General features: G+C 46.3%; 24 protein-coding genes. 11 read left to right on the forward strand and 13 right to left on the reverse strand.

All coding sequences use genetic code 11. From position 1 onward, the window contains the following. The first annotated feature begins 149 nt into the window (after positions 1-149). Complete coding sequence (locus OM978_RS05045) at positions 150-2,327, forward strand: heavy metal translocating P-type ATPase (RefSeq protein ID WP_264345804.1); 2,178 nt, start codon at positions 150-152, stop codon at positions 2,325-2,327. Position 2,328: 1 nt separating this feature from the next. Continuing rightward, the gene (cueR, locus tag OM978_RS05050; protein ID WP_264345805.1) at positions 2,329-2,763 is read left to right on the forward strand and encodes a Cu(I)-responsive transcriptional regulator; all 435 of its coding nucleotides are present in this window, start codon (positions 2,329-2,331) and stop codon (positions 2,761-2,763) included. Between the two features lie 19 nt (positions 2,764-2,782). Here the strand turns inward: cueR and OM978_RS05055 are convergent, their stop codons facing one another. The 5 genes from OM978_RS05055 to OM978_RS05075 all read right to left on the reverse strand — a co-directional run bounded on the left by OM978_RS05055 (position 2,783) and on the right by OM978_RS05075 (position 8,758). Continuing rightward, complete coding sequence (locus OM978_RS05055; RefSeq protein ID WP_264345806.1) at positions 2,783-4,558, reverse strand: S8 family peptidase; 1,776 nt, start codon at positions 4,556-4,558, stop codon at positions 2,783-2,785. Positions 4,559-4,948: 390 nt separating this feature from the next. Beyond that, positions 4,949-6,337 (reverse strand): multicopper oxidase family protein, encoded by a 1,389-nt coding sequence (locus tag OM978_RS05060; RefSeq protein ID WP_264345807.1) that lies wholly within the window; start codon positions 6,335-6,337, stop codon positions 4,949-4,951. 12 nt (positions 6,338-6,349) lie between these two features. Next, entirely contained in the window at positions 6,350-7,738 is a 1,389-nt protein-coding gene (locus OM978_RS05065; RefSeq protein ID WP_264345808.1) for a TolC family protein, read from the reverse strand. Then, positions 7,722-8,378: a hypothetical protein gene (locus OM978_RS05070; RefSeq protein WP_264345809.1), complete on the reverse strand. Its 657-nt coding sequence runs from the start codon at positions 8,376-8,378 to the stop codon at positions 7,722-7,724. Before OM978_RS05070 ends, OM978_RS05065 begins: the two co-directional genes overlap by 17 nt. A gap of 83 nt (positions 8,379-8,461) precedes the next feature. Next, positions 8,462-8,758 (reverse strand): hypothetical protein, encoded by a 297-nt coding sequence (locus OM978_RS05075; RefSeq protein ID WP_264345810.1) that lies wholly within the window; start codon positions 8,756-8,758, stop codon positions 8,462-8,464. Between the two features lie 337 nt (positions 8,759-9,095). Between OM978_RS05075 and OM978_RS05080 the strand changes: the two genes are divergently transcribed. Together OM978_RS05080 and OM978_RS05085 are read left to right on the forward strand one after the other, a co-directional pair. Next, positions 9,096-9,461, forward strand: coding sequence for a DUF3703 domain-containing protein (locus tag OM978_RS05080; protein WP_264345811.1), 366 nt, complete (start codon positions 9,096-9,098; stop codon positions 9,459-9,461). 61 nt (positions 9,462-9,522) lie between these two features. Then, on the forward strand, positions 9,523-11,100 hold the full coding sequence (locus OM978_RS05085; RefSeq protein WP_264345812.1) for an ATP-binding protein: 1,578 nt from the start codon (positions 9,523-9,525) through the stop codon (positions 11,098-11,100). Here OM978_RS05085 and OM978_RS05090 read toward each other — a convergent pair. Continuing rightward, on the reverse strand, positions 11,097-11,399 hold the full coding sequence (locus tag OM978_RS05090; RefSeq protein ID WP_264345813.1) for a DUF1330 domain-containing protein: 303 nt from the start codon (positions 11,397-11,399) through the stop codon (positions 11,097-11,099). The two genes, OM978_RS05085 and OM978_RS05090, sit on opposite strands and share 4 nt — an antisense overlap. Positions 11,400-11,471: 72 nt before the next feature. Continuing rightward, positions 11,472-11,840 (reverse strand): DUF4144 domain-containing protein, encoded by a 369-nt coding sequence (locus OM978_RS05095; protein WP_264345814.1) that lies wholly within the window; start codon positions 11,838-11,840, stop codon positions 11,472-11,474. A 276-nt stretch (positions 11,841-12,116) separates the two neighbouring features. Here OM978_RS05095 and nhaR point away from each other — a divergent pair, with 276 nt between their 5' ends. Beyond that, positions 12,117-13,028: a transcriptional activator NhaR gene (nhaR, locus tag OM978_RS05100; RefSeq protein WP_264345815.1), complete on the forward strand. Its 912-nt coding sequence runs from the start codon at positions 12,117-12,119 to the stop codon at positions 13,026-13,028. Here the strand turns inward: nhaR and OM978_RS05105 are convergent. Continuing rightward, entirely contained in the window at positions 13,025-14,239 is a 1,215-nt protein-coding gene (locus tag OM978_RS05105) for a methyl-accepting chemotaxis protein (protein WP_264345816.1), read from the reverse strand. The genes nhaR and OM978_RS05105 overlap by 4 nt on opposite strands. Positions 14,240-14,414: 175 nt before the next feature. Between OM978_RS05105 and OM978_RS05110 the strand changes: the two genes are divergently transcribed. The 5 genes from OM978_RS05110 to OM978_RS05130 all read left to right on the forward strand — a co-directional run bounded on the left by OM978_RS05110 (position 14,415) and on the right by OM978_RS05130 (position 17,654). After that, complete coding sequence (locus OM978_RS05110; protein WP_264345817.1) at positions 14,415-14,645, forward strand: ParD-like family protein; 231 nt, start codon at positions 14,415-14,417, stop codon at positions 14,643-14,645. Then, a complete protein-coding gene (gene map, locus OM978_RS05115; RefSeq protein WP_264345818.1) occupies positions 14,614-15,408 on the forward strand; it encodes a type I methionyl aminopeptidase in 795 nt (264 codons plus the stop codon). The genes OM978_RS05110 and map overlap by 32 nt, the downstream gene beginning before the upstream one ends. Continuing rightward, entirely contained in the window at positions 15,405-16,229 is an 825-nt protein-coding gene (locus tag OM978_RS05120; RefSeq protein ID WP_264345819.1) for an SDR family oxidoreductase, read from the forward strand. Before map ends, OM978_RS05120 begins: the two co-directional genes overlap by 4 nt. 83 nt (positions 16,230-16,312) lie before the next feature. Then, complete coding sequence (locus OM978_RS05125) at positions 16,313-17,281, forward strand: DUF4382 domain-containing protein (RefSeq protein WP_264345820.1); 969 nt, start codon at positions 16,313-16,315, stop codon at positions 17,279-17,281. A gap of 172 nt (positions 17,282-17,453) precedes the next feature. Then, entirely contained in the window at positions 17,454-17,654 is a 201-nt protein-coding gene (locus tag OM978_RS05130; protein WP_264345821.1) for a hypothetical protein, read from the forward strand. Positions 17,655-17,744: 90 nt separating this feature from the next. Here the strand turns inward: OM978_RS05130 and OM978_RS05135 are convergent, their stop codons facing one another. The 5 genes from OM978_RS05135 to OM978_RS05155 all read right to left on the reverse strand — a co-directional run bounded on the left by OM978_RS05135 (position 17,745) and on the right by OM978_RS05155 (position 24,373). Beyond that, positions 17,745-19,073: a hemolysin family protein gene (locus OM978_RS05135; protein ID WP_264345822.1), complete on the reverse strand. Its 1,329-nt coding sequence runs from the start codon at positions 19,071-19,073 to the stop codon at positions 17,745-17,747. Positions 19,074-19,232: 159 nt separating this feature from the next. Beyond that, complete coding sequence (locus OM978_RS05140) at positions 19,233-20,306, reverse strand: calcium/sodium antiporter (protein WP_264345823.1); 1,074 nt, start codon at positions 20,304-20,306, stop codon at positions 19,233-19,235. A gap of 406 nt (positions 20,307-20,712) precedes the next feature. Then, positions 20,713-22,149 (reverse strand): DUF4397 domain-containing protein, encoded by a 1,437-nt coding sequence (locus OM978_RS05145; RefSeq protein ID WP_264345824.1) that lies wholly within the window; start codon positions 22,147-22,149, stop codon positions 20,713-20,715. Positions 22,150-22,180: 31 nt separating this feature from the next. Continuing rightward, positions 22,181-23,992 (reverse strand): ABCB family ABC transporter ATP-binding protein/permease, encoded by a 1,812-nt coding sequence (locus OM978_RS05150; RefSeq protein WP_264345825.1) that lies wholly within the window; start codon positions 23,990-23,992, stop codon positions 22,181-22,183. 99 nt (positions 23,993-24,091) lie between these two features. Next, positions 24,092-24,373, reverse strand: a complete 282-nt coding sequence (locus OM978_RS05155) for a pyrimidine/purine nucleoside phosphorylase (RefSeq protein WP_264345826.1) — start codon at positions 24,371-24,373, stop codon at positions 24,092-24,094. 212 nt (positions 24,374-24,585) lie between these two features. On the opposite strand from OM978_RS05155, the gene OM978_RS05160 reads away from it, so the two are divergent. Next, positions 24,586-25,281, forward strand: a complete 696-nt coding sequence (locus OM978_RS05160; protein WP_264345827.1) for a TorF family putative porin — start codon at positions 24,586-24,588, stop codon at positions 25,279-25,281. Positions 25,282-25,285: the final 4 nt, after the last annotated feature.

Below are 25,285 nucleotides of genomic sequence, written 5' to 3' on the forward strand. Positions count from 1 at the left end.
CGAACATGGTGCAAGCTTGTCCCGTGGTAAGGTCAAGCACTGTTCGTTAAAGCTCATTATTTGAATTTTTTCGTTGACCTTACCCTAAGGGTAAGCTTTAGCCTTATTGCTGTCAGGTCATTGCACCTTTTTTTGTCTGGAGTCATGGTATGTCTGAACAGATCCAACTGAATATCGACGGAATGAGCTGTGCTTCCTGTGTGGGCCGCATTGAAAAAGCTTTAGCAAAGGTCAGCGGTGTAGAGCAGGCGAGTGTTAATCTTGCCAGTGAAACAGCAACGGTCAGCGGCCTTTCACTTGTGCCACAACAACTGATAGCTGCAGTCGAAAAGGCTGGTTATCAGGCCAGTTTGCCGGAAGAAAAAGCAGAGACCCCAACAACAGAAACTAGGTTTTATCAGCAAGAATGGTGGTCTGTGGTTGCAAGCATAGTGCTTACCTTGCCTTTGGTCCTGCCGATGTTTGGCTTGTTGTTTGGTGTGGACTGGATGTTACCGTCCTTTTGGCAATGGTTGCTTGCAACTCCAGTACAGTTTTATTTTGGCGCGCGTTTTTATAAAGCAGGCTGGGCCGCACTCAAAGCCGGCAGCGGCACTATGGATCTGTTAGTGGCAATTGGCACCAGCGCCGCTTACGGCTTGTCGTTGTATTTATGGTGGAGTTTTAATGCGCAGCATGGGCAACACGGCGCTCCCCACCTGTATTTTGAGAGTAGCAGTGCGGTATTAAGCCTGGTGCTTTTAGGTAAATATCTGGAACACAAAGCAAAAAAACGCACTACCGATGCATTAAGGGCGCTGGAACATTTAAAACCTGCTGTGGCAACTTTGTTTCAAAGCGGCCAGTGGGTGCAAGTAAAAGCAGAGTCTGTGCAACAAGGTGATTTAGTGTTAGTAAAACCTGGTGAACGAATTCCTGTTGATGCTTTGGTTGAGCAAGGCCAAAGCCATGTCGATGAAGCGCTGATAAGCGGTGAGTCTGTGCCTGTCAGTAAAACACTGGCTGATAAAGTGACTGGGGGCTCTGTCAATCTGGATGGGGTATTGCACATCAGAGCGACAGCTGTCGGAGCTGAATCTACTTTGTCCCGTATTATTCAATTGGTAGAGCAGGCACAAGGAGCGAAGGCGCCAGTGCAGGCGCTGGTGGATAAAATTAGTGCCATCTTTGTACCTGCTGTATTGATCATTGCTCTAGTCACCTTATTGGGCTGGGGTTTTATGACTGACGACTGGGTGGCAGGTATTTTAAATGCGGTAGCTGTGCTGGTGATTGCCTGTCCTTGTGCTCTTGGCTTAGCAACACCTGCCGCTATTATGGCTGGTACAGGTTCAGCGGCGCGCTCAGGTATTCTGATTAAAGATGCTACAGCTTTAGAGCAGGCTCAAGCAGTCACGCTGGTGGTGTTTGACAAAACCGGCACTTTAACGCAAGGAAAACCGGTGCTGCAGCAATTTAGTACTTTTGTGGATGAGCCTGAATTATTGCAATGGGCTGCGTCCTTGCAGCAACACAGTGAGCATCCATTAGCTGCAGCTTTGCTCCGTTATGCCACTGAACATCAGGTTAAAGCCGTGGAAACAGAACAGTTTCAGGTGGTGGCAGGCAAAGGTGTTCAGGGTAAAATCGGTGTGCATAGTTTAGTGCTAGGTAGCAGCCACTGGATGCAGCAACTTAGCTTGGAGTTGCCGCAGGATCAAATCCAAACCGCTGGCTCATCAGTGTCCTGGTTGGCGGAGCAGCAAGATGATGAAAGTTATAGGTTATTGGCGCTATTTTGTTTTACTGACGAGTTAAAACCTGATGCCTTACATGCTGTCAGTTTATTAAAACAACAGGGTATAGCTGTGGCTATGTTAACCGGAGATACGAGAGACAGTGCTAGTTTAATAGCGCAGCAACTTGAACTAACCGACTGGAAGGCCGAAGTGCTGCCAGCAGAAAAATCAGCTGCTATTCAAAGCTGGCAACAGCAGGGTCATAAAGTAGCCATGGTCGGTGATGGTATTAATGATGCGCCGGCTTTAGCTCAGGCTGATTTAGGTATAGCTATGGCGTGTGGTACCGAAGTGGCTGTCAGTGCTTCGGCTATGACCTTAATGCGTAGTCAACCACTGTTGGTCAGCGCAGCCTTACAGATAGCCCGGCTTAGTTACCGTAAAATTCAGCAAAACCTGTTTTGGGCTTTTATCTTTAACATAGTGGGCATCCCATTGGCAGCTTTAGGTTACTTAAATCCGCTGATCGCAGGTGCCGCTATGGCCAGCAGCAGTTTAGTGGTGATTAGTAATGCCTTGTTATTACAACGTTGGAAGGCTAAGGAGTGAAATGATGAGTACTTCAGTCAGAACCTTGGTCACTATAGGCCAGGCGGCAAAACAGACCGGGCTTTCTGCCAAGATGATTCGTCATTATGAAGAAGCAGGGTTGTTGCTTAAAGCCAATAGAACAGATGCGGGCTATCGGTTGTATAACAGTCAGCAGCTGCAACAACTGGGGTTTATTAAACAGGCTCGTACTTTAGGCTTTTCAATAGCACAAATTAGTTCTTTGTTGGGGTTATGGCGTGATCCACAGCGCAGCAGCAGAGAAGTAAAGCAACTTGCTGAAGTGCATCTGGATGAAATTAAACAAAAAGTAGCTGAATTACAGCAGATGCAAAAGGTATTGCAACAATTAGCCGACAGTTGTTGCGGTGACGATCAGCCTCAATGCGCTATTTTGGATGGCTTGACTCTGCAGAAACAAAGAGCCCCGGCCTAATGCCGGGACTTTTGTTGATTTATGGTTGGTAGGATGTCGTTAAAGTGACACCTGATACCGCAGTGTAACCACGGATACCAATGTGGTAAGTGGCTGCAACAGGGTTATTGAAAGTACAGCTTTCAGTATTACCATTCAGGTATGGACGACAGTCATAAGTAGAAGTGGTAGGTTGTGAACCACGACGTACATACAGATCGCCATCACCAGTACCACCAGACGTATTGACTGTAAGTACACTCATACCTGCAGGAACTACCACTGTGTAATATTTCCAGGCATTACGGGCCACAGAAATATTGTTCACAGTTGAAGTTGCACCTGTGCCACCGCCGCCGCCAGTACCCGAAGCTGCCGCTACTGCAGCTGCAGCATCAACAATACCAGTACCACAGCTGGTGCAGGTTGCAGGGAAAGAACGGGTGGTTGTTTTCAGGATGGTTTCAATCTCATCCGGCGTAGCCGCTGGTTTCTTCTGAGCTATTAATGCTGCAACACCTGCCACATGAGGAGCTGCCATTGAAGTGCCCTGACTGTAACCGTAGCTGTCTGAACCTGGTGTAGTAGTACCAGTGTTATAAGTAGACAGAATACCGTTTGGATCGTTGGCCGAGTTCATAGCACCACCAGGTGCTGCGACATCGATTGAAGTGCCGTAGTTAGAGTAATAAGCGCGGCCACCGCTGCGGTTAGTTGAAGCAACGTTCACCACACCAGCACAGTTACCCGGGTTAAAGTTGTTGGCGTTTGCATTGTCATTACCAGATGCAATCACAACTACAGTGCCGTTGGCGCGAGCTGTGTTAATCGCAGCCTGAGTGGTAGAGTCACAAGCACCTGAACCACCTAAACTCATGTTAATCACTTTAGCCGGGTTGGCGTTCGCCGGAACACCAGAGACTGTGCCACCTGAGGCCCAGATGATACCGTCAGCTATATCTGAGGTATAACCACCACATTTACCTAATACGCGCACTGGTACTACTTTGGCGCCATACGCCACACCAGCTACGCCAGAACCGTTGTTAGTGACTGCAGCTACTGTGCCTGCAACGTGAGTACCGTGCCATGACGAATCCTGAGCGGCATGTGTGCCACCACATTCGTTCGCTAAAATCCAGTCGCCCGGATCCTGTGCATTGTTATCACGACCATTACCGTCATTGCCGACAAAGTTGTCAGAAATCATGTCGTAACCAGGCAGAATGTTAGCGTTTAAATCAGCATGTGGACGGTAGCCTGTATCTAATACTGCAACAACGACACCAGTACCTGTGGCGTTATCCCATGCAGTGTTAGCACGTAAACCGCCTGTGGACTCATAATAATGCCATTGACTGGTGTACTGAGTGTCGTTTGGAGCAGCTGCAATTTGTAACATACGGTCTTCTTCAACCGATTCCACCATTGGATCCTGGGCTAGCAGCTCAATGGTACGTTGAGTTTCAGCTTTTGACAGACGACGTTCCGCTTTCACCACATGGCGGTTAGCGACTGCTAAAGAACGCACAAAGCTCATAGGTTCACCGGCGCGGCTGGATAATTCAGAAGCAGCATGAGTTTTTAATTGATTCACTGAGCTTGTTGCTGTGCTGGCCAAGCCTTGTGCAGATAAAGTTGCAGCATTTTTGTATTTAATGATAAAGCGGGTTGGTGGCTCAATCGCTTTGGTTTCATTCACTTCTAAGGTGATACCTGATTTTTGTGGAGCGGCTTGTGCAGCAGTAGCCAATAAGGAAAGTGCGGACAAGGTAAGCAATGAGACTTTGGATAAGTTGAATGTTTTATGTTGCATTTTGTTCTCTCAAATTATTGTTATGTGAATTGCCTCATCCTTGGAAGCCTTTGTCCCTTATTTAGTTAATCTGTTGGGCGGGCAGTACGATAATTGGTCAATAATTTGTTAATGTAAATAGTTATATATTTATCATATTTAATCTTTTGTTTTCATTTTTTCGTATTTATTGATCTTTTGTGCGATGAGTAGCCTGCTGTGAGCGGCTAAAATGCTAGGTTTGATTACATTTGGTAACAGATGTATATTAATTGTTTTGGTTATTAGTTATTTCAAAATGATATAAGAAAGCTGTTTTATTTGTCATAAAACCGATTTAAGAGCTCTTTCTGATAAAAAGTGATTGGATCAGTAACACCTCTGCGCCAGCAGCGAAGAGGTGTTCAGCCATTAATGATGATGTGCACCTGGTTTTTTTACTTTCAGCTCCACTCTGGCCTCTGCAGTTTCAGCCTGAGTTTGAGATAAAGTGACTTGTGGTACTTCTCCTGTCCACTCCTGTGCTAGTGTACCGGCAGGATGCTGATACCAACCCGGATCTTTATAGTCACCAGGAGCCTGGTCTTTACGTACTTTAAATATGCTGAACATACCGCCCATTTCCACTGAACCAAAAGGACCGTCGCCTGACATCATCGGCAGAGTATTAGCTGGCAGTGGCATTTTCATTTCGGTCATATCCGCCATACCACGTTCACCCATCACCATATAATCCGGTACCAGTTTATTGATTTTTTGCATCAAACCACTGTGATCGACGCCAATCAATGTAGGCACATCATGACCCATCGCATTCATGGTATGGTGCGATTTATGACAATGAAAAGCCCAGTCACCTTCTTCATCCGCCAGTAATTCAATCTGCCGCATCTGGCCTACAGCCACATCTGTAGTAACTTCAGGCCAGCGGGCAGAAGCCGGCACAGGGCCGCCGTCTGTGCCTGTGACGGTAAACTCATGGCCATGAATATGAATAGGATGGTTGGTCATGGTCAGATTACCGACCCGGATCCGCACTTTGTCGTTTTTGCGCACTACTAACGGGTCTATGCCGGGGAATACCCGACTGTTCCAGGTCCAGAGATTAAAGTCGGTCATCGTCATAATTTTTGGTGTGGCGCTGCCGGGCTCAATATCGTAAGCGTTGAGCAGAAAGCAGAAATCGCGGTCTACTTCGCTGATATGCGGATGTGCCTCTTTAGGGTGAGTGATCCACATGCCCATCATGCCCATGGCCATCTGCACCATTTCATCGGCATGAGGGTGGTACATAAAAGTGCCGGGACGGCGGGCAACAAACTCATACATAAAGGTTTTACCTGGCTGTATGGCGCGCTGATTTAAACCCGAGACTCCATCCATACCATTAGGTAAACGCTGACCATGCCAGTGCACTGAAGTATGTTCAGGCAACTTATTGGTGACAAAGATCCGCACTCTGTCGCCTTCGACCACTTCAATAGTAGGGCCAGGCGACTGGCCGTTGTAGCCCCATAAATGCGCTTTCATACCGGGCGCCAGTTCACGCACCACGGGTTCTGCCACTAAATGGAATTCTTTGACGCCATTGTTCATACGCCATGGCAAAGTCCAGCCGTTTAACGTGACCACAGGGTTGTAAGGCCGACCAGTGTTTGGGATCAAAGGGTCCATGGTGTCGGCGGATTGTTGAATAACAGGCTCAGGCAAAGCCGCCATAGAGCTGCGACTGACCGCGGCTACACCTACAGCAGCGGTAATGGCACCGACTTTTTTTAATAAATCACGACGGGTTAACATAAGATTCTCCTGTTAGTGGCCAGCTGCAGTGGCAGGGCTGCTTGTGCTGTCGCTGTCTGTTGGCTGTTGCAGCGAAGGACTGCCCCATAAGCTTTGTTGCAGGCGCAGCTCTGACAGATAAAAATCGCGTTGTGCCGTCATTTGTCCTGTCACTGTCTCTACCTGGGCCTGAGTATCGGCAATCAGTTCAAATACGCCAATTAACATACCGTTGTAACGCAGCACATTTTGTTGGTTAATTTTCTGTGCCAGTGGCACTAACTGATCCTGATAATGCCGGGCGATCTGGTACGAACTTTGGTGTAAGGCCCAGGCCTGGCGCACTTCAGAAAGTGCTTTTTGCTCCAGAGCTTTGGTTTGCCACCAGGCTTGTTGGTACTGGGCTTCAGCCTTGCTGATACGCGCTGAACCCGAATCAAACAACGGCAGTTCAACACCTAAGGCCACTTCACGCTCGATGCTATGCTGCACCGAACCTGCAATTTCACCGGACAAACCCCGGACAAAACGACTGTTTTTCTCCAGCCCCAGTTGCAGTTCAAGTTGGTTTAATCTGGCTTTGGCTTGTTTCAGATCCAGTCGTTGGGCTAGTGCCTGCTGTTCCAGATTTTCCTGAAGTGGCAAAGTGGCAGGAATAGCTGGTAAATAGGCTGGTAACTGCAGTGGCGTAGCCGGATCTACCCCTAGCAGTACAGACAACTGCTCTCGGCTTTGTTGCTGTTGTTGCTGCGTTTTAGCCAGTTGCAGACGAATTTCTGCTGCAAACTTCAGCTGACGTGCTTGTTGCAGTTCGCTGTAATTACCCACCTGATACATACGGTTGGCAAGTTCAGCAGAAGCATCTATCGCTTCTTGCACTGTTTGCAGATAGCTAAAACGCTGATGGGCTACAACGGCTTCAATAAAAGCGCTGCGGCTTTGTGTTAGTAAATCCATCAGCTTTAAAGCGACTTGCTGCTGTTGCTGCTCTGCCTGCTGCGCTGCAATGGCTTTGTTTTGACTTAAAAAAATCAGGTTAAACAAGTTCAGTGAAAAATCGAGCTCGGTGCTGTAACCATCCTCTTCACGGCTTCGAATGACCCGCACTCCAGGATTCGGTAATAAACCGGCCTGAGTTAATTCAGCCTTACTGATAGCCAGAGATGCCAGTGCTGCCAAAAAGTCCGGATTGTTTAATACCGCAATACGGCTGGCATTTTCTGCTGTTAAAGGCTCTGCCAACAACCGGGCAATTTCCTGCTCTGCTTCTGCTCTTAATGCCGGATCTGTGGCTGCCAGTTGTACCTGCTCCGCTTTTGCTGTTTGCTGCACCAGATCATGCTGCTCAAGCTTTGCTGTTCCGGCGCAGGCGCTCAACAGCACCACTGCTGCCAGCGGACTTAGCTTAGTGATGATGCTCATGTTCATCTCCTGTTTTAGCCGGAAGGTGCTCAGATTGGTCCATCTGTTGCTGGTGCTTTGAATGATCCATCAGCATCGTATGTCCGGAGTGATCCATAGTGTCGTCGGAGCTATGCTTTGAATGATCCATTGGCATGCTGTGTCCTGAGTGATCCATAGTGTCGTCGGAGCTATGCTTTGAATGATCCATCGGCATCGTATGTCCGGAGTGATCCATAACGTTATCGGAGCTATGCTTTGAATGATCCATTGGCATGCTGTGTCCTGAGTGATCCATAGTGTCGTCGGAGCTATGCTTTGAATGATCCATTGGCATGCTGTGTCCTGAGTGATCCATAGTGTCGTCGGAGCTATGCTTTGAATGATCCATAGGCATGCTATGCCCGGAATGGTCCATCGCGTTATCGGTGCTATGTGTTGAATGATCCATCCCCTGATGAGCACCGCCTTCACTGGCATAGAATTGCCATCCACCCAGTTCGGCAACCTTCTGATTGGCTTGTTTCCAGTCTGAAATGTTGTGTTGTATGGCTACAGAACTGAATGGCTGAACTTCAGTGGCTTCTGTTTTGGAGGCTGCTGGTGCTGCATAAAGCACCGCTGTGGCACAGAATAGCGCCGGATAAATACGCTGATACATAAAATAGAACCTGTTTATTTAAGCTGAAAAATACACAACACAAGAAGCGTTAATGTCGGCTTTTTGTGGCGCAAAGGCGGTGATCAGCTGTACAAACGGGGAGGGCGTTCCAGACTTGCGAGGGTCAAAGGGAAAACTGAAGAAGTTAAACTCAAGATACGTTCGTTTTGTGGTGGCTCAGGTATAAAATCCGATGGATTGATCATCAGCACTGCAGCAGCACAGCTGACAGCACAACCTGAACAGGAGGATTGATGGTCATTCATGAACTGATTTACTGAATCATCCGCCATCATCTGCTGATGATCGCTGGCCTGATGGTCTGACATGTCGCTGGCTTGAGCAGGCAATTCTGCGTTGTGATGACTATGCCCGCTCATCTTGTTGTGATCCATGGCTGAGGCGTTAGAGTGAACAGAAGAATGCTCTGAATGAGCTGTGTGATCTGGGCCACAACATAACATAGCAGCAGCTGCCACTCCTTTAAAAAGGAGTAAGCTGATAAGCATTAGTAAACTTACCCAGGATACCTGACCCCGATTTCTGTTCATGCTGTTTTGCTTGCTATGTTGCTCAACGACGTATTGGCGCTACCCTAATACAAAGCATTAAAAAACTCAAGATAAAGGCTGGTTTTAGAGAGCAGTGCAAAACCTTGACTGAGCAACAAAGCCGCGGCATTGTAAGGAGAATTACCAATACCGGAATTGTATACAGATGTCATCTGCCGTAGAACAAGCCTTTCATGCTGAAGTAAAACAAGCTTTACAGGCTCGCCACCAACAAAAGTGGTCGGAAGCCTGGTCTCATTTAGAGCGGGCTCATATTCTGGGACAACAGCAGTTTATCTTACATATGCAAAGTCACTGGTTGATGTTAAAACTTGCAGCAGAGCAATCCAACTGGGTTGAGATTCGTGGTCAGGTGTTGCGCTTATTACTGACTCCTGTAGGGCACTTAACCGGGCGTTTGCCTTTAGGTAATCCGGGTTCCAGTCGTTACCCGGTATTACAGCCTCAGCCTGTGCCTGATGATTTACAATCGCTGGTATCAGGTACAAAAGATCAAAAGCGTCAAGGCTGAGTTCAGTATTCTGTGGTATGTTTTTAGTTAAAGAATATGTTGCCAGCACAGGAGTGCACAGATGCAGGTTGCCGCAGTTCCGCATAATGAACAAGACAGATTAAAAGCGCTGTTGAAATTGCAAATCCTTGATACCGAGCCTGACAGTACTTTTGATACTGTCACATCCTTAGCTGCTAGCATATTTCAGGTGCCTATAGTGCTGGTTTCGTTAATAGACGAACAGCGGCAGTGGTTTAAAAGCAAACAAGGGCTGGATGTATGCCAGACTGACCGAAAACTAGCTTTTTGTGCCCACGCGATTTTGCAGCCGGATATTTTTATCGTTGAAGACGCATCACAAGACGAACGTTTTGCTGGCAACCCTCTGGTCTGTACTATTCCCAATATCCGTTTTTATGCAGGTTGTCCGCTGATCAACGAGCAGGGTTATGCCTTGGGTACTTTGTGCATTATTGACCGTGTGCCGAGAAAGATGACCGAACAAGACAAGACCATACTAAGTAAGCTTGCGGCTATAGTGATGGACAGGTTGAATGAACACAAACAAAAACTGCAAACCGAACATAAACTGCAATTGCTGGACCTATTGCTCGATTCCATTCCTGATGCACTGGTGGCCTGTGACAGTGAAGGACGATTGGAGCAATTTAACAAAGTAGCGCGCGACTGGCATGGCGTCGATGTGCGTCATTGTGATTCTGATCTGTGGAGCCATCATTACAATTTATACGAAGAGGATGGCCATACGGTATTACCTGTTGAGCGAATTCCTTTGCTCAGAGCTTTTCACGGCGAAACTGTGGTCAGCCAGGATATTTGTATTAAAAGCAAAAATCAGCCTCCGCGCTGGGTGCGTTGTCGTGGTGAGCAGCTCAAAGCGCGCTCCGGTCAGCTGCTTGGTGCTTTAGTCTTGATGCATGATATCAGTGAGCAGAAACAGTTGGAGCAGATGAAAACTGATTTTATCTCTACAGTCAGTCATGAATTACGCACGCCTATAACCGCTATCAGTGGCGGGCTGGATTTAGTCATTAATCAGGTATTAGGGCCTATTCCTGAAAAAGCTTTGGTGATGCTGAAAGTCGCCAGTCAAAACAGCAAAAGGCTGCAACTGCTGGTCAATGATTTATTGGATATGGAAAAACTAAGCGCAGGGAAAATGGATTTTTATCTGCAACCTTGTGATTTAGCTGTGGAATGCCAGCAAGCTGTTGCGCAGAATCAACCCTACGCTGATAAGTTTTCTGTACAACTCTGCGCGCTCAATAACGAGTCTGTAATGATGCAGCTCGACAGCCACAGGTTACAGCAAGTGTTGAGCAATTTATTGTCCAACGCTACTAAATACTCAAAAAGCGGCTCGCAGGTGGTAGTGAGTTACGTGCAGCTTGATCAGAAAATACGCCTTCAGGTGGAAGACAAAGGCGAAGGCATACCACTGCAGTTTCAGGAAAAAATATTCCAGCGTTTTGCTCAGGCCGATGGTTCAGATAGCAAAGCCAAGTCTGGCACAGGTCTGGGGCTTGCGATCAGCAAAGCCATTATTGAGTCGATGGGCGGCAGCATTGGCTTTCACTCAGTACCCGGACAAGGCTCAGTATTTTATTGTGACTTTCCTGTTGTTAACTGCGATTAATCTGCTTTTTGATAACTTGCCAGAATATGTGAAGCGGCAACAGCAGGTTCGAAATACTGTTGCCGTATAGCCAGATAATCCGGATGGTTAAAAAAACTGTCCATCAGTTGCTGGCTGGCAAAATAAATGGTGAAGACTCTGTTGATTGCAGTATCTGCAGGTTTCAGGCTCTTCTGCACCATAAAATCACAACCAAAATCACCTTGATGCTGATGCAATAGAGGTGTCATTAAACGACGATATTCTGCGTAAAGCTCTGGATTTCTGACCTCTAGACCTACTAATAATTCAACCGCCATTTTTTGTCCTCGTCTGAAAAATACACCACGTTAAACAACAATGATCTGCTGAATAAGCTGCGGTATGAAATTTTATTCGGTATCAGTATCGGCCAAAAGCTCAAATAAAGCAGTGATCGAAGGCGCCTGAATTTTTACAACACAACTTTGAGCTAAAGCAAAAAAATGTGCTTGCACCAAAGCCGTCAATTCCGGCTGTTCAAATTGTTTGGCTGATACAGGTAAAGATAGTGCAGGCAAAGACAATGCAGCTAAACAACTGCTGTGTTGTGTGAGCTGATGCAGCAGATAAGCTTGCCCTGTGGCATCAATCAGCAGATCGTCAGGTGTGAAATAAGGCTGTTGCAGCTGATAGTGTTGCTCAAAGCTACTCTGGGAGGCGATATAGATCAGCTCATCCTGACCTGCGAACTTAAAAATGGCGGGGTAGTGGATCATCATCAGCGCTCTTTAACTTGTTTGCGCCATTGTATCTGCAAAATCATCGAACTTGCAGCATAGAGATGATGCGAGCCAATAAAGCTGTAGCTTTGTTTTGGACATAAAAAAGCCCCTTGCTAACAAAAACGAGGGGCAAAAGGCGCGGATGAGCCTATGGGTTAAACTGTGATTGTGAAATTCTGCAGGAACCTCACAACAGCTACCGTTATACGCCCTTTACTTTGTCAGTAAAAATCGAATATAACTTCCTATATGTTCGTAAATAATTGAATTCACATGACTCCGGTAAATTACAACCAACTCTATTATTTTTATCTGGTGGCTGAGCATGGCAGTATTGCCCGTGTTAGTGAGCTATTGCATATCACGCCTCAAACTATTAGCGGCCAAATTAGCGCCTTTGAGCATGGTATTGGCACCGCCTTGTTTTCCAGGGTGGGCAAACGACTGGTTCCTACCGAATTGGGGGTGGTGGTGCAGCGTTACGCTGCTGATATCTTTCAACTGGGTGATGAGCTCAAAGCCGTACTGACCCGTCAGCACAGCAGCTGGCAAAGTTTTAGTGTGGGTATTACTGACGTTCTGCCCAAAGCTTTTGTTTATGAAATGCTAAAACCTATTTTGCAGTTGCCGATTAAACTGATTTGCCGCGAAGGTGAGCAGGCCGGGCTTCTGTCTGAACTCGCCATCAATAAACTGGATATGGTGTTGTCCGATCAGCCTATTCAGCCTGGCAGTCATGTCAAAGCCTACAGTCATTTAGTCACTGAATCCCCTATGGCAGTTTACGCCTGCGAGGCATTGGCAGAGCAGCTCAGCGCAGATTTTCCGCGTTCGTTACACGACAAGCCTTTTTTATTACAAGGCAAAAAATCCATTATTCGCCAGCAGTTGATGGGCTGGTTTAATGAAGTGGACGTGCAGCCGGATGTGGTGGCTGAGTTTGATGACAGTGCATTAATGCAGGCTTTTGCTCAACAAGGATTGGGGGCTTTTGCTGCGCCTTTGTTACTGGAAACTCAGTTATTAACCAACTACCGCTTGTTAAAAGTCGGGGTGATCCACAGGGTGACCGAACGTTTTTATGCCATATCACCTGAGCGTAAACTGACTCACCCGGCCGTGCTGCAGCTGGTCAAAGCGCTGCAACAGGATGGCCGGATCAATGATAAGGCAGTGGGGAGCTAAGTCGCAGAAAATGGTTGTAGCTGTTGTTGCGTGCGTTTAGTACCGGACAGCAGCTGATCCGTGGCCTGATCAATAGCGGCCATTTGTTGATAAGCCAGATTGGTGCCTTGCTCTATTTCGGTTAGATGATGATGATTTTGCTCTGAGCTATGCGCCAGTTGCTGCACATGTTGCTGAATATGGTTCAGCTGTTGCTGGGCATTTTTCAGTTGCTGTTCCAACTGACTAAAATCGCCGCTGGTTTGCTGAATTTGCTGCTGAGCAGCGCCTGCTTGTTGTTGCAGTTGTTCTGACTCATTCTTGGTATCACGCACTAACACATCCATTTCATTCAGGAAGCCTGAGATCTGGCCTGTGGCGCTATTGACCTTAGCGGCTAGAGTACGAACTTCGTCGGCGACCACAGCAAAACCTCGGCCAGCTTCGCCAGCCCTTGCTGCTTCAATAGCTGCATTCAGTGCCAGCAGGTTGGTTTGATCGGAGAAGTTTTCCACCATCAATAAAATCTGCCGTACGTTTTCGGCGTTTTTCTGTAAGCCTGTGACAGTGCCCCCAAAGTTGGCTAACAGCTGTTCAATTTTATGCAGTTGGCTGGTGAGCTGATCAAGTTGGCTACTGGCTGTTTTCGCGTTATGCACTGTGCTGCTGGCAACTACTATCACCTGATCATTACTCTGTACTATTTGAGCTAAACGCTGCAATGACTGGTCACTTTGAGCCCGGATCTGCTGGCTGCTTTGCTCTGCGCCCTGCAACTGGCGTCTGGTGCTATGCACAGCTTCCGCTACTTGCTGATTGACATCAAAATTGCTGGAGGCCTGCTGGTGAATACCCCGCAACATGCCGGATAACTGGTCGACAAATAAGTTGTATTGCTCAGATAAAGTGCGGAACTCATCAAAAGTAAAAGCAGGTAAGCGGGTTTTTAAATCGCTGCCGGTTTGATTGGCTTGTTGCAGAGCATGCACCAGAGCTTTCACCGGTCGCACTATTAAATGCATCAGATAGCCAATGGTAAACACAAAAGCGCCTGTGCCAAGCACTAAAATCCACCACCAGCTGTGGCCTGCGCCACCTTCGGCCGGGTAAGCTGCAAACATCGCCAACCAGAAAATTAGCGTTAAAAAGCCGATATTGCCGACAATTTTTAATGTCAGGCTGTAGAAAAACTGCCGCTCAACTGCACTGTAGATATCGTTAAATAAGCTCATGCATAAGTTCTCAGTATCTGTTCCAAACCCAATTGCTGATGTTGGACTATAACCCGTATTTTCAGGGGCTTTATTGTTCTATGTCATAACATAACTAGTTTTTCAGTCTTTTTTAAGTGCATTAGGCAGATTGTTTTTATACAATGAATATATGAAACGTATATGAAGTGTATCTATGGGCATAGTGAAAATATCGGACGACCTACATGAAGACCTGAGGGAAGCCAGCAGAGTGATGGCGCGCTCTATTAATGCGCAGGCTGAATTCTGGATCCGGGTAGGTATGCTGGCTGAGTTGAACCCACAGCTGAGTTACCAGGAATTGTGTCGTAAATTACTGAAAAACAAATCAACTACTTTGCAGGACTTACTGAATGAACTCGATCCATCTGAAAACCCAGGCTGAACTAGAGGTCCAACATAAAGCCGGACAGTTACTGGCGCAGGTTTTTCTGATGCTGGATGAGCTGGTAAAACCCGGTATCAGTACCATGCAGATTAACGATGCAGTGGAAGATTTTATTCGGGGACCTTTGGCGTCACGACCTGCCAGTAAAGGCCAGTATGACTATCAGTATGTGCTAAACAGCTCCATCAATGAGGTGGTGTGTCATGGTATGCCAAAACAAACTGATATTTTAAAAGAAGGCGATATTGTCAATCTGGACATTACGCTGGAAAAAGATGGTTTTATTGCCGACTCCAGCAAAATGTATTGTGTAGGTAAGGTCAGTCCTTTGGCACAACGTTTGGTGGATGTGACCTATCAGGCGTTGTGGCAGGGTATTTATCAGGTCAAACCCGGTGCCCGTTTAGGTGATATAGCCGCAGCTGTGCAGCAATACGCTGAGAAGCATGGTTATTCGGTGGTACGCGAATACTGTGGCCATGGCATAGGCCGGCAAATGCATGAAGAGCCACAGATTTTGCATTATGGCAAAGCTGGTACTGGTTTAACGCTAAAACCCGGCATGGTGTTCACCATAGAGCCGATGATCAATCAGGGTGATCGAAGGGTAAAACAAAAGTCCGACGGCTGGACTGTGGTGACCAAAGATAAAAAGTTATCAGCCCAGTGGGAGCATACAGTGGCAGTGACAGACGCAGGGTTTCGGGTATTGACGCTAAGACCTGAAGAGCAACATTTAGTACAGAGTAGCCAACTATGAGTAAAACCATACTGATCACCGGCTGCTCCAGTGGTATAGGCAAAGCTTTGGCGTTAGAAGCAAAACAGCAAGGCTACAGGGTGTTTGCCACAGCGCGAAAAGAGGCCGATTTAGCGCAACTGCAGCAGTTAGGCCTGGAGACTATAGCGCTGGAAATGACCAACCCGGATTCAGTGAAACAAGCTGTGTTGCAGTTGCAACAACAAGCAGGCCGTTTGGATATTCTGGTTAATAATGCGGGTTTTGGCGCTATGGGGCCGGTGCTGGATGCTGGGGCTGAAGGTTTACGAGCGCAGTTTGAAGTCAACGTATTTGCAGTGATGGATTTAACTCAGGCCTGTTTGCCTTTGCTGCTTGAAAGCAAAGGACTAGTTGTCAATATAGGCAGCGTCTCTGGTATTTTAACCACACCTTTTGCCGGAGTGTATTGTGCATCCAAAGCGGCTTTGCATAGTTTGTCTGATGCGCTGCGGATGGAGTTGGCACCTTTGGGTGTGCGTGTATTGACTGTGCAGCCCGGAGCTATTGATACAGGCTTTGCCAGCAGGGCTAAACATCAAGCAGAGCAGTTGTTAGAACCAGACTCCCTCTGGTGGTCAATGCGTGAAGGTGTGATGCTGCGCGCTAATGCCAGTCAAAACCAACCTACATCGGCAGAACGTTTTGCCAAACGTTTAGTACGAGAGCTGAATAAAACAGATTGCAGTGGTGTGGTGGGTATAGGACATGGCGCCGTCACTTTGCCTTTGCTGGCTAAACTAGTGCCACAAAAATGGTTGGATCGTCTGCTGCAGCGTAAGTTTTTGTTACGAAATTCCTAAATTAGGGTTTCAGCATAAATTCAGTTTCGTTGTTTTATAACTGATAAGTTGAATGGGGTTATCCCAGCTATCAGGAGTAAAAAATGAATACTAAGAAACCGTGGGGTACTTTGGCATTGGTCAGCGCTTTGTCTATCAGCTTAGCCGCATGTGGGGGTAGTTCTTCGGACGAGGTTGATCAAAACGCCAGCTTTAGTCTGGGGGTCAGTGATGCACCAGTGGATGGTGTGGACAAAGTCATGTTGTGTTTTGGCTCGGTCGAACTGGTTGGGAATGGCTTGGGCAATCAAACGTTTACTCCGGGTTTGGATCCAGTAGCTGCAGACAATAACAGTGAGTGTCGGGATAATAACGGCGCAGTTGTAGCAAATAGTATAGGGGTTGACCTGTTAACTTTGCCTGGCGCCAGCTCTTTGGCTTTGGTTTCTCAAGCAACAGTGCCTGCTGGTAATTACGGCCAAATGCGCCTGAATATTGTGCCAGGTAGTTATATTCAACTGACCGATGGCACTCAATATCCACTGGAAGTGCCGTCAAATCAGCTCCGTCTGAACGGTGTTACCTTATCTGCCGGTGGAACCTTCAGTTACACTCTGGAGTTTGATTTACGTAAAGCTATGGTGCTGTCTAATCCACAAAAATACCTGCTAAAACCTACAGGTTTACGTTTGGTGAATACCAGTGAAATTGGTCATCTGGAGGGGATTGTCAGTGAAGCCTTTTTATTAGCCAATAATTGTATTCTCGCCCCTGCCGATCAGAATCAACCAGTAGCCGCTGTGTATTTGTATCCTGGAGCAGATTTAGATCTGAGTACACTAGCTGACTATGGCGGTACTGAAACTGTATTACCTTATGCCAGTGCTCCGGTGTTATTTGATGGTGCATCCAACTACAGTTATGAGTTAGGATTTATTGATGCCGGAAATTATACGGCAGCTCTGACTTGCCAGCTGAATGACGAACCTGAGCAAAATGATGAAGTTGTATTTTTGCAGGGCAAAAATCTGACGATCATCAAGTCTGCGACTCCTGCGCAGCTTGATTTCTGATCTTGTAACCATCAGGCAAAGGCGCAGATAGGTGCCTTTGTCGTTAAGTTTTTGTTTGTATTCCAGTTTAATTTTATTCAAAAAAATTGTTTGAATTTTCGTCGAAAATTGCTTGCCTGCTGTTGAATATTTCACCACTATGACGTTCGCTTTTCTTCAGGGAGTGACTGTCATGACATCTAACTTTATGCGAACTGTGCATTTAAAAACTGCACAACAATTCAAAGAACAAGGCCATGATCTGCAGTATGTGGTGAAGCATTTCCACAAAGTAGGCATACCGGAAGATGAAATACCGGAACTCTTGCCACTCTTAGGTTTTGGCCTTGATGCCGACCCTTTGGCTTTACGAAATAAAAGCCGCAAAGATTAAACTAAAAACGCCACTTATAAAGTGGCGTTTTTGTTTTTGGCAGAGAGATGCACCCCAAATCATTAATGGCGCGGCAAGTTAATCACGGGCTTAGTCGTGCATCTCATCGACACCGGCTTTTATTTCTGCCATTTGTTCTTCAGTCAGTTGCACAGCCAATACTTTGTCGACTCGTTTACCGTCCATATCAACAATTTCCAGCAGCCAGTTATGGATCAGCACTTTATCAGCCGTTTGCGGAATTTTCCCCATTAACAGCATCAATAAACCATTTAAGGTTTGATAGTTACGTTGATTTTCTTCAGGTAATTCGTCTAAACCTAAACAGTCTTTTAAATCGATAATAGGCAACAGGCCGTCCAGCAGGTAAGAGCCATCGTCACGCTGCACCACCATTAAATCTTCGCCGTCATCCGGATTTAATTCACCTGTTAAGGCTTCCATTAAATCCTGCAGCGTTACCATACCTTTTAAGTCACCGTATTCGTCCACGACAAACACCACCTGGCGGGCAGTAGTGCGGAAATGTTCCAGCAATTCCATACCAGTTAAACTGTCCGGCACATAGTGGCAAGGTTGTACTAAAGGCGATAAATCGGTCAGTTGACCTGCTACAGACTGCGCCAGCAGCTGTTTGGCTGAGACTATACCAATTAACTCATCCGCGCTTTGTTTGCATACCGGAAAACGTGAATGAGGGGACTGCATCACACGGTGTAAGTTGTCTTCCATGCTGATGGCTGTATCTAAAAAGATAATGTCAGAACGTGGCACCATCAAAGAGGAAATAGAGCGTTCGTCCAGGCGGAATACGTTTTTTACCATGGCATGTTCGTTGTGTTCGATGGCACCTGAGCTTGAACCTTCCAGTAACATAGCCTGAATATCTTCATGGGTCACATTGGATTCGGTGCTGTGGGCAAAACCAAACAAACGCATAAGGCCATGGGTTGAACCTGATAATAAATACACAAAAGGTTTAGTGACTAAAGCCAGTAATAACATAGGCTTGGCCATTAAGCAGGCGATAGACTCAGCGCTGATTTGACCAATACGTTTAGGTACCAGTTCACCTACAACGATAGACACATAAGTCACCACTATAACCACTAAAGCTGTGGCAAAAATGCTGCTAAATTCAGGTGTCATCCCCAGGCTTTGCAACCACAAGGCAAAAGGTTCGGCAAGAATAGATTCACCGAAGATACCGTTTAAGATACCAATAGAGGTAATACCAATCTGGACTGTCGATAAAAACTGAGTGGGATCTTCGGCCAGTTTCAAAGCTATGGCTGCGGAGGATTTCCCTTTCTGCGCCAAAGCCGTTAAACGTGATTTTTTGGCTGTGACAATAGCAATTTCAGACATGGCAAAAATGCCATTTAACACGATAAGTCCAACTAGTATAAAGATTTCCATGGGGTCTCATTGAGGTTATGAACTGCGGGGGATTATATAAACAAAACTGAGGGTTGGATAGTGTTCTAGTCAGCGGCAGGCTTCAGATCATCGAAATGTCATATGCCTTGTAAATAAAAACAGGCCCATCTGGGCCTGTTTTTTACATCATCAGCTAACTTATTGATGTATTTGTTTGTTTTTCATGCGGTCGTGAATAAAAGATACCACCACAAAAAGTACTACTGCCGGTAACAAGCCGTACAAAATGCCTTGCTGTAAGTCTGGCAGGTAGCTTTCTTTTAATGCCATAGCGACCAGATACCAGGTGTAAGCAATATACAACAGCATAAATAGCAAACCTTCCATGCGGTTTAGTACCGAGCCGATAAAAAACAGCGGCACACAAAGCACGGCCACACCTACCATCACCGGAATATCGACCATCGCCATTTGTTCGCCCGCTATCAAAGGGATAGGAGAGACTAAACCTGACAAGCCCAGCACACAGAGAATATTAAATATATTGCTGCCTACTACGTTGCCGACTGCAATATCGCGCTCACCTCGAATGGTTGCCACTATAGAGGTCACCACTTCAGGTAAAGAGGTACCAGCTGCCACTATGGTTAAACCAATGACGGCTTCGTTCACACCCCAGGCTCTGGCTATTTCTATGGCGCTTTCGACCAGCCAACGTGCACCTAATACCAGTAATATCAGGCCACCCACGACCAATAAAACGTTTTGCCATGCTGGTGTATTGGATTTAAGCATGGCTTCCACTTCTTCATCAACAGTGTCAGCGCCTTTGGCTTTACCCTGACGGAATAAAAACCAGGTGTAACTTAACAGGCCTGCAAATAAAATCCCGGCTTCCAGCCTGCTGATGTTGCCGTCCAGCGTCATTAACAATGCCACCACAGAAATCAGCACCATAATCGGCACATCCTGACGGATCAGCTGGCGTGAGATAATTAAAGGCGAAATCATTGCCGCAGCGCCGAGAATAAACAACACGTTAAAGATATTGCTGCCCACTACATTGGCTATAGCCAGTTCGGCTTGTCCTGAATAAGCCGCTTTTACACTAACAGCCAATTCAGGCGCACTGGTGCCAAAAGCCACCACAGTTAAACCTATAACTAAAGCCGGAATACCAAAGGATCCTGCTAAACGTGCTGCTCCTTTGACCAGCAAATCCGCGCCAACGACCAGTAATATCAGGCCGACCACTAAAAAAATCCAGGTCATGCTTTACTCCATCTGATGATTTCAACTGGAAGCTAATTTAGAGGAAAAACAAATAACAGGGAAGAGCTCAGGAGGACATCGTTGCAACCCATTCGCTAAATCATGCCCTAAGTAATTGATGTTGCAGTGAGGCGACAAGTGATTGAGACCCCAGGAGCATAGTTGTCCTATGTGCAATTGGATTGTGGCGAGAACTCGCAAGTCATGTCTGGTGGGGCATTTCTGAATGACTGGGGCGAAGAGCGCAGTCAACAACGCTGCGGCGCCAAATACGACGGGTAAAAAAATTGCCAGGAGCAATTTTTAACAGCTTTAGCTGGCCCGACAGGGTGAGCGCCATGGATGGCAGCGAATAAAAAAAGGCCCGTTGCTCAGACGGACCTTTGTCATCAAACCAATTTACAGTTTAGTACTGTAAACTGATTTTATAACCTGTTTCAGTATCAGGATCTTTTTCCGCGACCAGCAGATAGGAGTTGCCCTGAATAAATTCAATTTCGGCGGTTTGAGCCAGCAGGGTTTTATTGTTGTTTAAGTCTTTGCGCACCAACAGCACCGTATAACTATCCAGCGGCAAAGTAATGCTGGCGCTGGTGGCGTCGTTAATACTGCTGATGTAATAAGAGGTGGTTTCCATGGTTTTGCCAGGTGGCACAAAATAAATACTGACATTCTCAAAGTCTGGCACCACGTTCACTACATTAAATACAAAGTCGTATACCTGTGGTGTCGCGCTATCTGTGACTGATAATACAGTGGGCTGATCATTTTCATCACGGTAAAACACCAGACTTTTGCTCTCACCCTGGTTGAGCGTTAATAAGCCATTTGGAATTTGGCTGGAGCCTTCGTTTGCCGTTAATGTCACTCTGTAATCACCATGTGGAATTTCAACATAAGACGTCAGAGTATCAGCTGGTACATCAGCAAACACCGGAGTGCCGCTGGTGCTGCCGGCATAAATCTGTGCCGGGTCTAAATCGTTCAGGCTGTTATAAATACGGAACTGGGCGTTACTGTTGATGTCTTCAAGTGGATAGACGGTCGTAGTATTGCCTATGATATCCAGCGCAATTTTACGTTTAAGCGGGCCCGCGTTGTCACGCAAAGCCAGAACGTATTCTGTCTCGTAGGCGAAAGCATAAACCGGGCTTTGCAGTACAACCTCTTTGCTACCCGCGTCAGTTAAATACAAAATGTAGCTGCCGGTATCAAAAGTGACTGCTTCACTAAAAGCATTCTGTCCCACAGTTGCGACAAAATCTGCATCATCAAAGTCTTCGGTAGAGCTGCTGATATACAGATCCATACTTTTGTTTTCAGCCAGTAAGTTTGCAAAGTAGATTTTAAACTGGTCATCCAGTTCATCATCCCGCACAAAACTTAAGTTTAGTATTTTGGGGGCTTCATAGTTATCCACCATAAACAGCACAGTTTTCTGACTGGTTTTCATACTGACCTGATCTTCCAGTACCGTCTGAACGTCGCCGCTATTGTCGGTATAAGTAAAATCCAGATCATAGGTTTCAGCTAAAACTGTGGTTAAAGCAGTAGTGTCACCAAAGGCTGCTGAACCTAAAGTACTTTCGGTGTCATCACTGTCCGTTAAGGTGAGAGTCGTTGTGGCACTATTGGAAGACCCGTTATAAAACTGCAGATAGCTGCTTGGGTAGGTGTCGTTGCCTTCTGACGAACTACCGCCACCGCAGGCACTCAGTATAAAAACACTGGTAATAGGTAATATGAGCTGACGTAACAACATAGTGATTTTCTTGTCCTGTAAGAAATAAATACCCTCATCAGAACAAAAAAACAAAACCGGGTTCAGTCCTTTACCCGGCATTTACTCTGCTTAACCTAACTTAATATCAGCTTTACTCAGCTTTGGTTTTGGCCTCTTGTTGTTTGGCCCACAACTGTGCATAAAGGCCTTGTTGGGCCAGCAATTGCTGGTGAGTGCCGGCTTCTGCCACTTCGCCTTGTTGCAGTACTAAGATCTTGTCAGCGTCGGTAATAGTCGACAATCGATGTGCAATAACTACTGAAGTATGGTGTTTCGCCAGTTCACGCAATGCTTTTAAAATAGCGGCTTCTGAGTGTGAATCCAAAGCTGAGGTGGCTTCATCAAAAATCAGAATGGGGGAGCCTTTTAACAGCACCCGGGCTATTGCAATACGTTGTTTCTCACCACCTGATACTTTTAAACCCCGCTCGCCGACTAAGGTTTGGTCGCCTTGAGGCAAACTTTGGATAAAGCTGTCCAGATGGGCGAGTTTGATGACCTGATCCACTTCAGCCTCACTGGCATCAGGTTTACCGTAGCGAATGTTTTCTCTGATGCTGGTATTAAACAGCACAGTATCCTGCGGCACTATGGCAATACTTTGGCGTAATGAGCTTTGAGTCACGTCGCGCAAGTCCTGGCCATCAATCTCGATAGTACCAGTTTGAATGTCATAAAATCGGTATAACAGCCTGGCTATAGTACTTTTCCCTGCGCCTGACGCGCCGACAATCGCCAGTTTTTGGCCAGGTTCGACCACAAAACTTAAGCCATTCAGAATAGGCCGACCTTGTTGATAACTAAAATGCACCTGCTTAAATTCAATGCGACCTTGTTGTAACTGCAGCTCTGGCGCATCGGTTTTGTCTTTGATCAGCGCTTCTTTTTTCAAAAGTCCGAGCATGTTTTCCAGATCCGTTAAAGAACGGCGGATTTCACGATAAACAAAACCTAAGAAATTCAGTGGGATGAATAGCTGCAGCATATAAGCATTCACCATAGCTAAATCGCCAAGGGTCAGCTCTTTGTCCAGCACACCCTGGGCTGCCATCCACATCATCAAGGTAATAGCTATGGCAATAATCAGCGCCTGACCTGAGTTTAACGCCAACAGCGACATACGGTTTTTCAGCTTGGCAGTTTCCCAGTTGGCTAAAAACTGATCGTAAGTACGCTCTTCATAAGCTTCGTTATTAAAGTATTTGACGGTTTCATAGTTCAGCAGGCTGTCAACCGCTCTGCTGTTGGTAGCAGAATCGGCCTGGTTAGCTTCACGGATATATTTATTGCGCCACTCGGTGACATAAAAAGTGAAGGCCACATACAAAGCCACAGCAACAAAAGTCAGTACTGCATACCAGTAAGAAAATAGCAGTGCAAAAATCACCGCAACCATCAGAATTTCCAGCAGGGTAGGCACAATATTAAACATTAAAAACCGCATCAGAAAACTGATGCCGTTGGTGCCTCTTTCGATATCCCGACTGATACCACCGGTTTGGCGGTCTAAATGAAAACTCAGTTCCAGTTGATGCAGATGATTAAAGACTCGCAGGCCAACTTTACGCATGGCGTGTTCAGTCACTCTGCTAAAAAGCGCATCACGGACTTCACCAAAAAATACTGAGCCAAAACGTAAGGCGCCGTAAAATAAAAGAAACGCCAGCGGTAAGGTTAATACTGAGTTTAAGCTTGGGTCTAAGTCGTCAATAATGAGTTTTAATGCATAAGGCAGGTATAAAGTGGCAGCTTTTGCTGCTAAAAGTGCGGCCAAAGCCAATAACACACGGCCTTTAAATGCCCAGATATAGGGCCACATATACTGCACTGTTTGTTTCAGATTCAGAGCTTCAGTTTGCTTTGACGCATCCGCTCTTTTGGCTGCAGTTCCCATACCACGCATAAATCAGTAGCCCCGATGAGTAAAAAACTGTAAGGGCGACCTTTAAGGCCGCCCGTCTCAAATTACCAACCTATGCTGATGGGCCAGTTAGTGCCTTACTTACTGATAAGTGCAGAGATAGGCTGTATCAGTTTCAACTTTTAACTGAAACTTAGCATGAGCTGGTACTTCAAACACAGCGCCGCGCACGAAGGTTTGCCACTGGGTTTCACCCGGCAATAATACGGTTAAAGCACCACTAATCACAGTTAAAACTTCATGCTGACTAGTACCAAATTCGTAATCACCTGGCGCCATCACGCCTACAGTAGCCGGTAATTCTTCGCCCTGAAAAGCAATGGATGTCACCTTGCCGTCAAAATAACTATTTACTTTAAACATCTGATTTTGCTCCTTTGAAATACTGAAATCAGTTAAACCTATTTCGATTTTGAAATAAAGAGATTTCTGGGTGTTTAGAAGTCTAAAACCAAAATTAGGGAAATTGAATATGACTCGGGCTTTTTTTAACAACAGTGCTATACCTTTAGGGCGATATGATGGAAAGGAGTCTAAGTAGTTGAATTTGTACTTTAATCAGCATTGGAGTATTTATGCGGATCACAAAACAGTTCGTCCTTCCCGGCTTATTCATGTTGGGGGTAAGCCCGACCGCTCTGGCCAATTTAAGCTCCACTGTCACCCTATCTTCAAACTATTTATTTAACGGTATTACGCTGACCGAAGATGACCCGGCTTTGCAGCCAAGTCTCGACTGGGTATCCGATTCGGGTTGGTATGTCGGAAGCTGGGGATCGAATGTCAGCTTTGTTGAAAATACCGATCTTGAAGTAGATTTTTACACAGGCTATTACACAGATTTAGGCCGTAATTGGGCGCTGGATCTTGGTATAGCGCATTACACTTATTACGGCAGCAGCGATAGCAGTGCCTTTGATTATCCTGAGGCGTACATCAAAGTGTCTTATGGTGATACCAAACTAAGTTACTGGTATGCCAAAGATTATTTTGGCGCTGGTGGTGGCCATTACATTGTGATGTTGAGTCAAAACTTTCAGCTAACAGAAGGCATGACCTTAATGCTGTCCGCTGATCGCTCAACCTCGACCGACACAAATAAATTTCTGCGTGATAACGACGGTACTTACCATCACTGGCGCGTGGCGCTTATCAGCGAATGGTTAGGGGCAAAATGGACTGCAGCCTTTGATGACACCGATCTGGAACTGGACGATTTAGGTGAACCCACCTTTTCGTTGTCAGTAGCAAAAACCTTCAATTGGCTTTAGGTGG

It is taken from the genome of Rheinheimera sp. MM224 (assembly GCF_947090785.1).
Classification (GTDB): Bacteria; Pseudomonadota; Gammaproteobacteria; order Enterobacterales; family Alteromonadaceae; genus Pararheinheimera.

What these genes read in the sequence shown, in the direction of transcription:
- OM978_RS05120 (WP_264345819.1), top strand. Translation starts at nt 15,405, where the DNA reads ATGAGTAAAACCATACTGATCACCGGCTGCTCCAGTGGTATAGGCAAA.
- OM978_RS05095 (WP_264345814.1), bottom strand. Translation starts at nt 11,840, where the DNA reads ATGATGATCCACTACCCCGCCATTTTTAAGTTCGCAGGTCAGGATGAG.
- OM978_RS05055 (WP_264345806.1), bottom strand. Translation starts at nt 4,558, where the DNA reads ATGCAACATAAAACATTCAACTTATCCAAAGTCTCATTGCTTACCTTG.
- OM978_RS05125 (WP_264345820.1), top strand. Translation starts at nt 16,313, where the DNA reads ATGAATACTAAGAAACCGTGGGGTACTTTGGCATTGGTCAGCGCTTTG.
- OM978_RS05075 (WP_264345810.1), bottom strand. Translation starts at nt 8,758, where the DNA reads ATGAGCGGGCATAGTCATCACAACGCAGAATTGCCTGCTCAAGCCAGC.
- nhaR (WP_264345815.1), top strand. Translation starts at nt 12,117, where the DNA reads ATGACTCCGGTAAATTACAACCAACTCTATTATTTTTATCTGGTGGCT.
- OM978_RS05150 (WP_264345825.1), bottom strand. Translation starts at nt 23,992, where the DNA reads ATGCGTGGTATGGGAACTGCAGCCAAAAGAGCGGATGCGTCAAAGCAA.
- OM978_RS05060 (WP_264345807.1), bottom strand. Translation starts at nt 6,337, where the DNA reads ATGTTAACCCGTCGTGATTTATTAAAAAAAGTCGGTGCCATTACCGCT.
- OM978_RS05155 (WP_264345826.1), bottom strand. Translation starts at nt 24,373, where the DNA reads ATGTTTAAAGTAAATAGTTATTTTGACGGCAAGGTGACATCCATTGCT.
- OM978_RS05070 (WP_264345809.1), bottom strand. Translation starts at nt 8,378, where the DNA reads ATGTATCAGCGTATTTATCCGGCGCTATTCTGTGCCACAGCGGTGCTT.
- OM978_RS05085 (WP_264345812.1), top strand. Translation starts at nt 9,523, where the DNA reads ATGCAGGTTGCCGCAGTTCCGCATAATGAACAAGACAGATTAAAAGCG.
- OM978_RS05160 (WP_264345827.1), top strand. Translation starts at nt 24,586, where the DNA reads ATGCGGATCACAAAACAGTTCGTCCTTCCCGGCTTATTCATGTTGGGG.
- OM978_RS05045 (WP_264345804.1), top strand. Translation starts at nt 150, where the DNA reads ATGTCTGAACAGATCCAACTGAATATCGACGGAATGAGCTGTGCTTCC.
- cueR (WP_264345805.1), top strand. Translation starts at nt 2,329, where the DNA reads ATGATGAGTACTTCAGTCAGAACCTTGGTCACTATAGGCCAGGCGGCA.
- OM978_RS05135 (WP_264345822.1), bottom strand. Translation starts at nt 19,073, where the DNA reads ATGGAAATCTTTATACTAGTTGGACTTATCGTGTTAAATGGCATTTTT.
- OM978_RS05080 (WP_264345811.1), top strand. Translation starts at nt 9,096, where the DNA reads ATGTCATCTGCCGTAGAACAAGCCTTTCATGCTGAAGTAAAACAAGCT.
- OM978_RS05105 (WP_264345816.1), bottom strand. Translation starts at nt 14,239, where the DNA reads ATGAGCTTATTTAACGATATCTACAGTGCAGTTGAGCGGCAGTTTTTC.
- OM978_RS05065 (WP_264345808.1), bottom strand. Translation starts at nt 7,738, where the DNA reads ATGAGCATCATCACTAAGCTAAGTCCGCTGGCAGCAGTGGTGCTGTTG.
- OM978_RS05090 (WP_264345813.1), bottom strand. Translation starts at nt 11,399, where the DNA reads ATGGCGGTTGAATTATTAGTAGGTCTAGAGGTCAGAAATCCAGAGCTT.
- OM978_RS05145 (WP_264345824.1), bottom strand. Translation starts at nt 22,149, where the DNA reads ATGCCGGGTAAAGGACTGAACCCGGTTTTGTTTTTTTGTTCTGATGAG.
- OM978_RS05130 (WP_264345821.1), top strand. Translation starts at nt 17,454, where the DNA reads ATGACATCTAACTTTATGCGAACTGTGCATTTAAAAACTGCACAACAA.
- OM978_RS05140 (WP_264345823.1), bottom strand. Translation starts at nt 20,306, where the DNA reads ATGACCTGGATTTTTTTAGTGGTCGGCCTGATATTACTGGTCGTTGGC.
- map (WP_264345818.1), top strand. Translation starts at nt 14,614, where the DNA reads ATGAACTCGATCCATCTGAAAACCCAGGCTGAACTAGAGGTCCAACAT.
- OM978_RS05110 (WP_264345817.1), top strand. Translation starts at nt 14,415, where the DNA reads ATGGGCATAGTGAAAATATCGGACGACCTACATGAAGACCTGAGGGAA.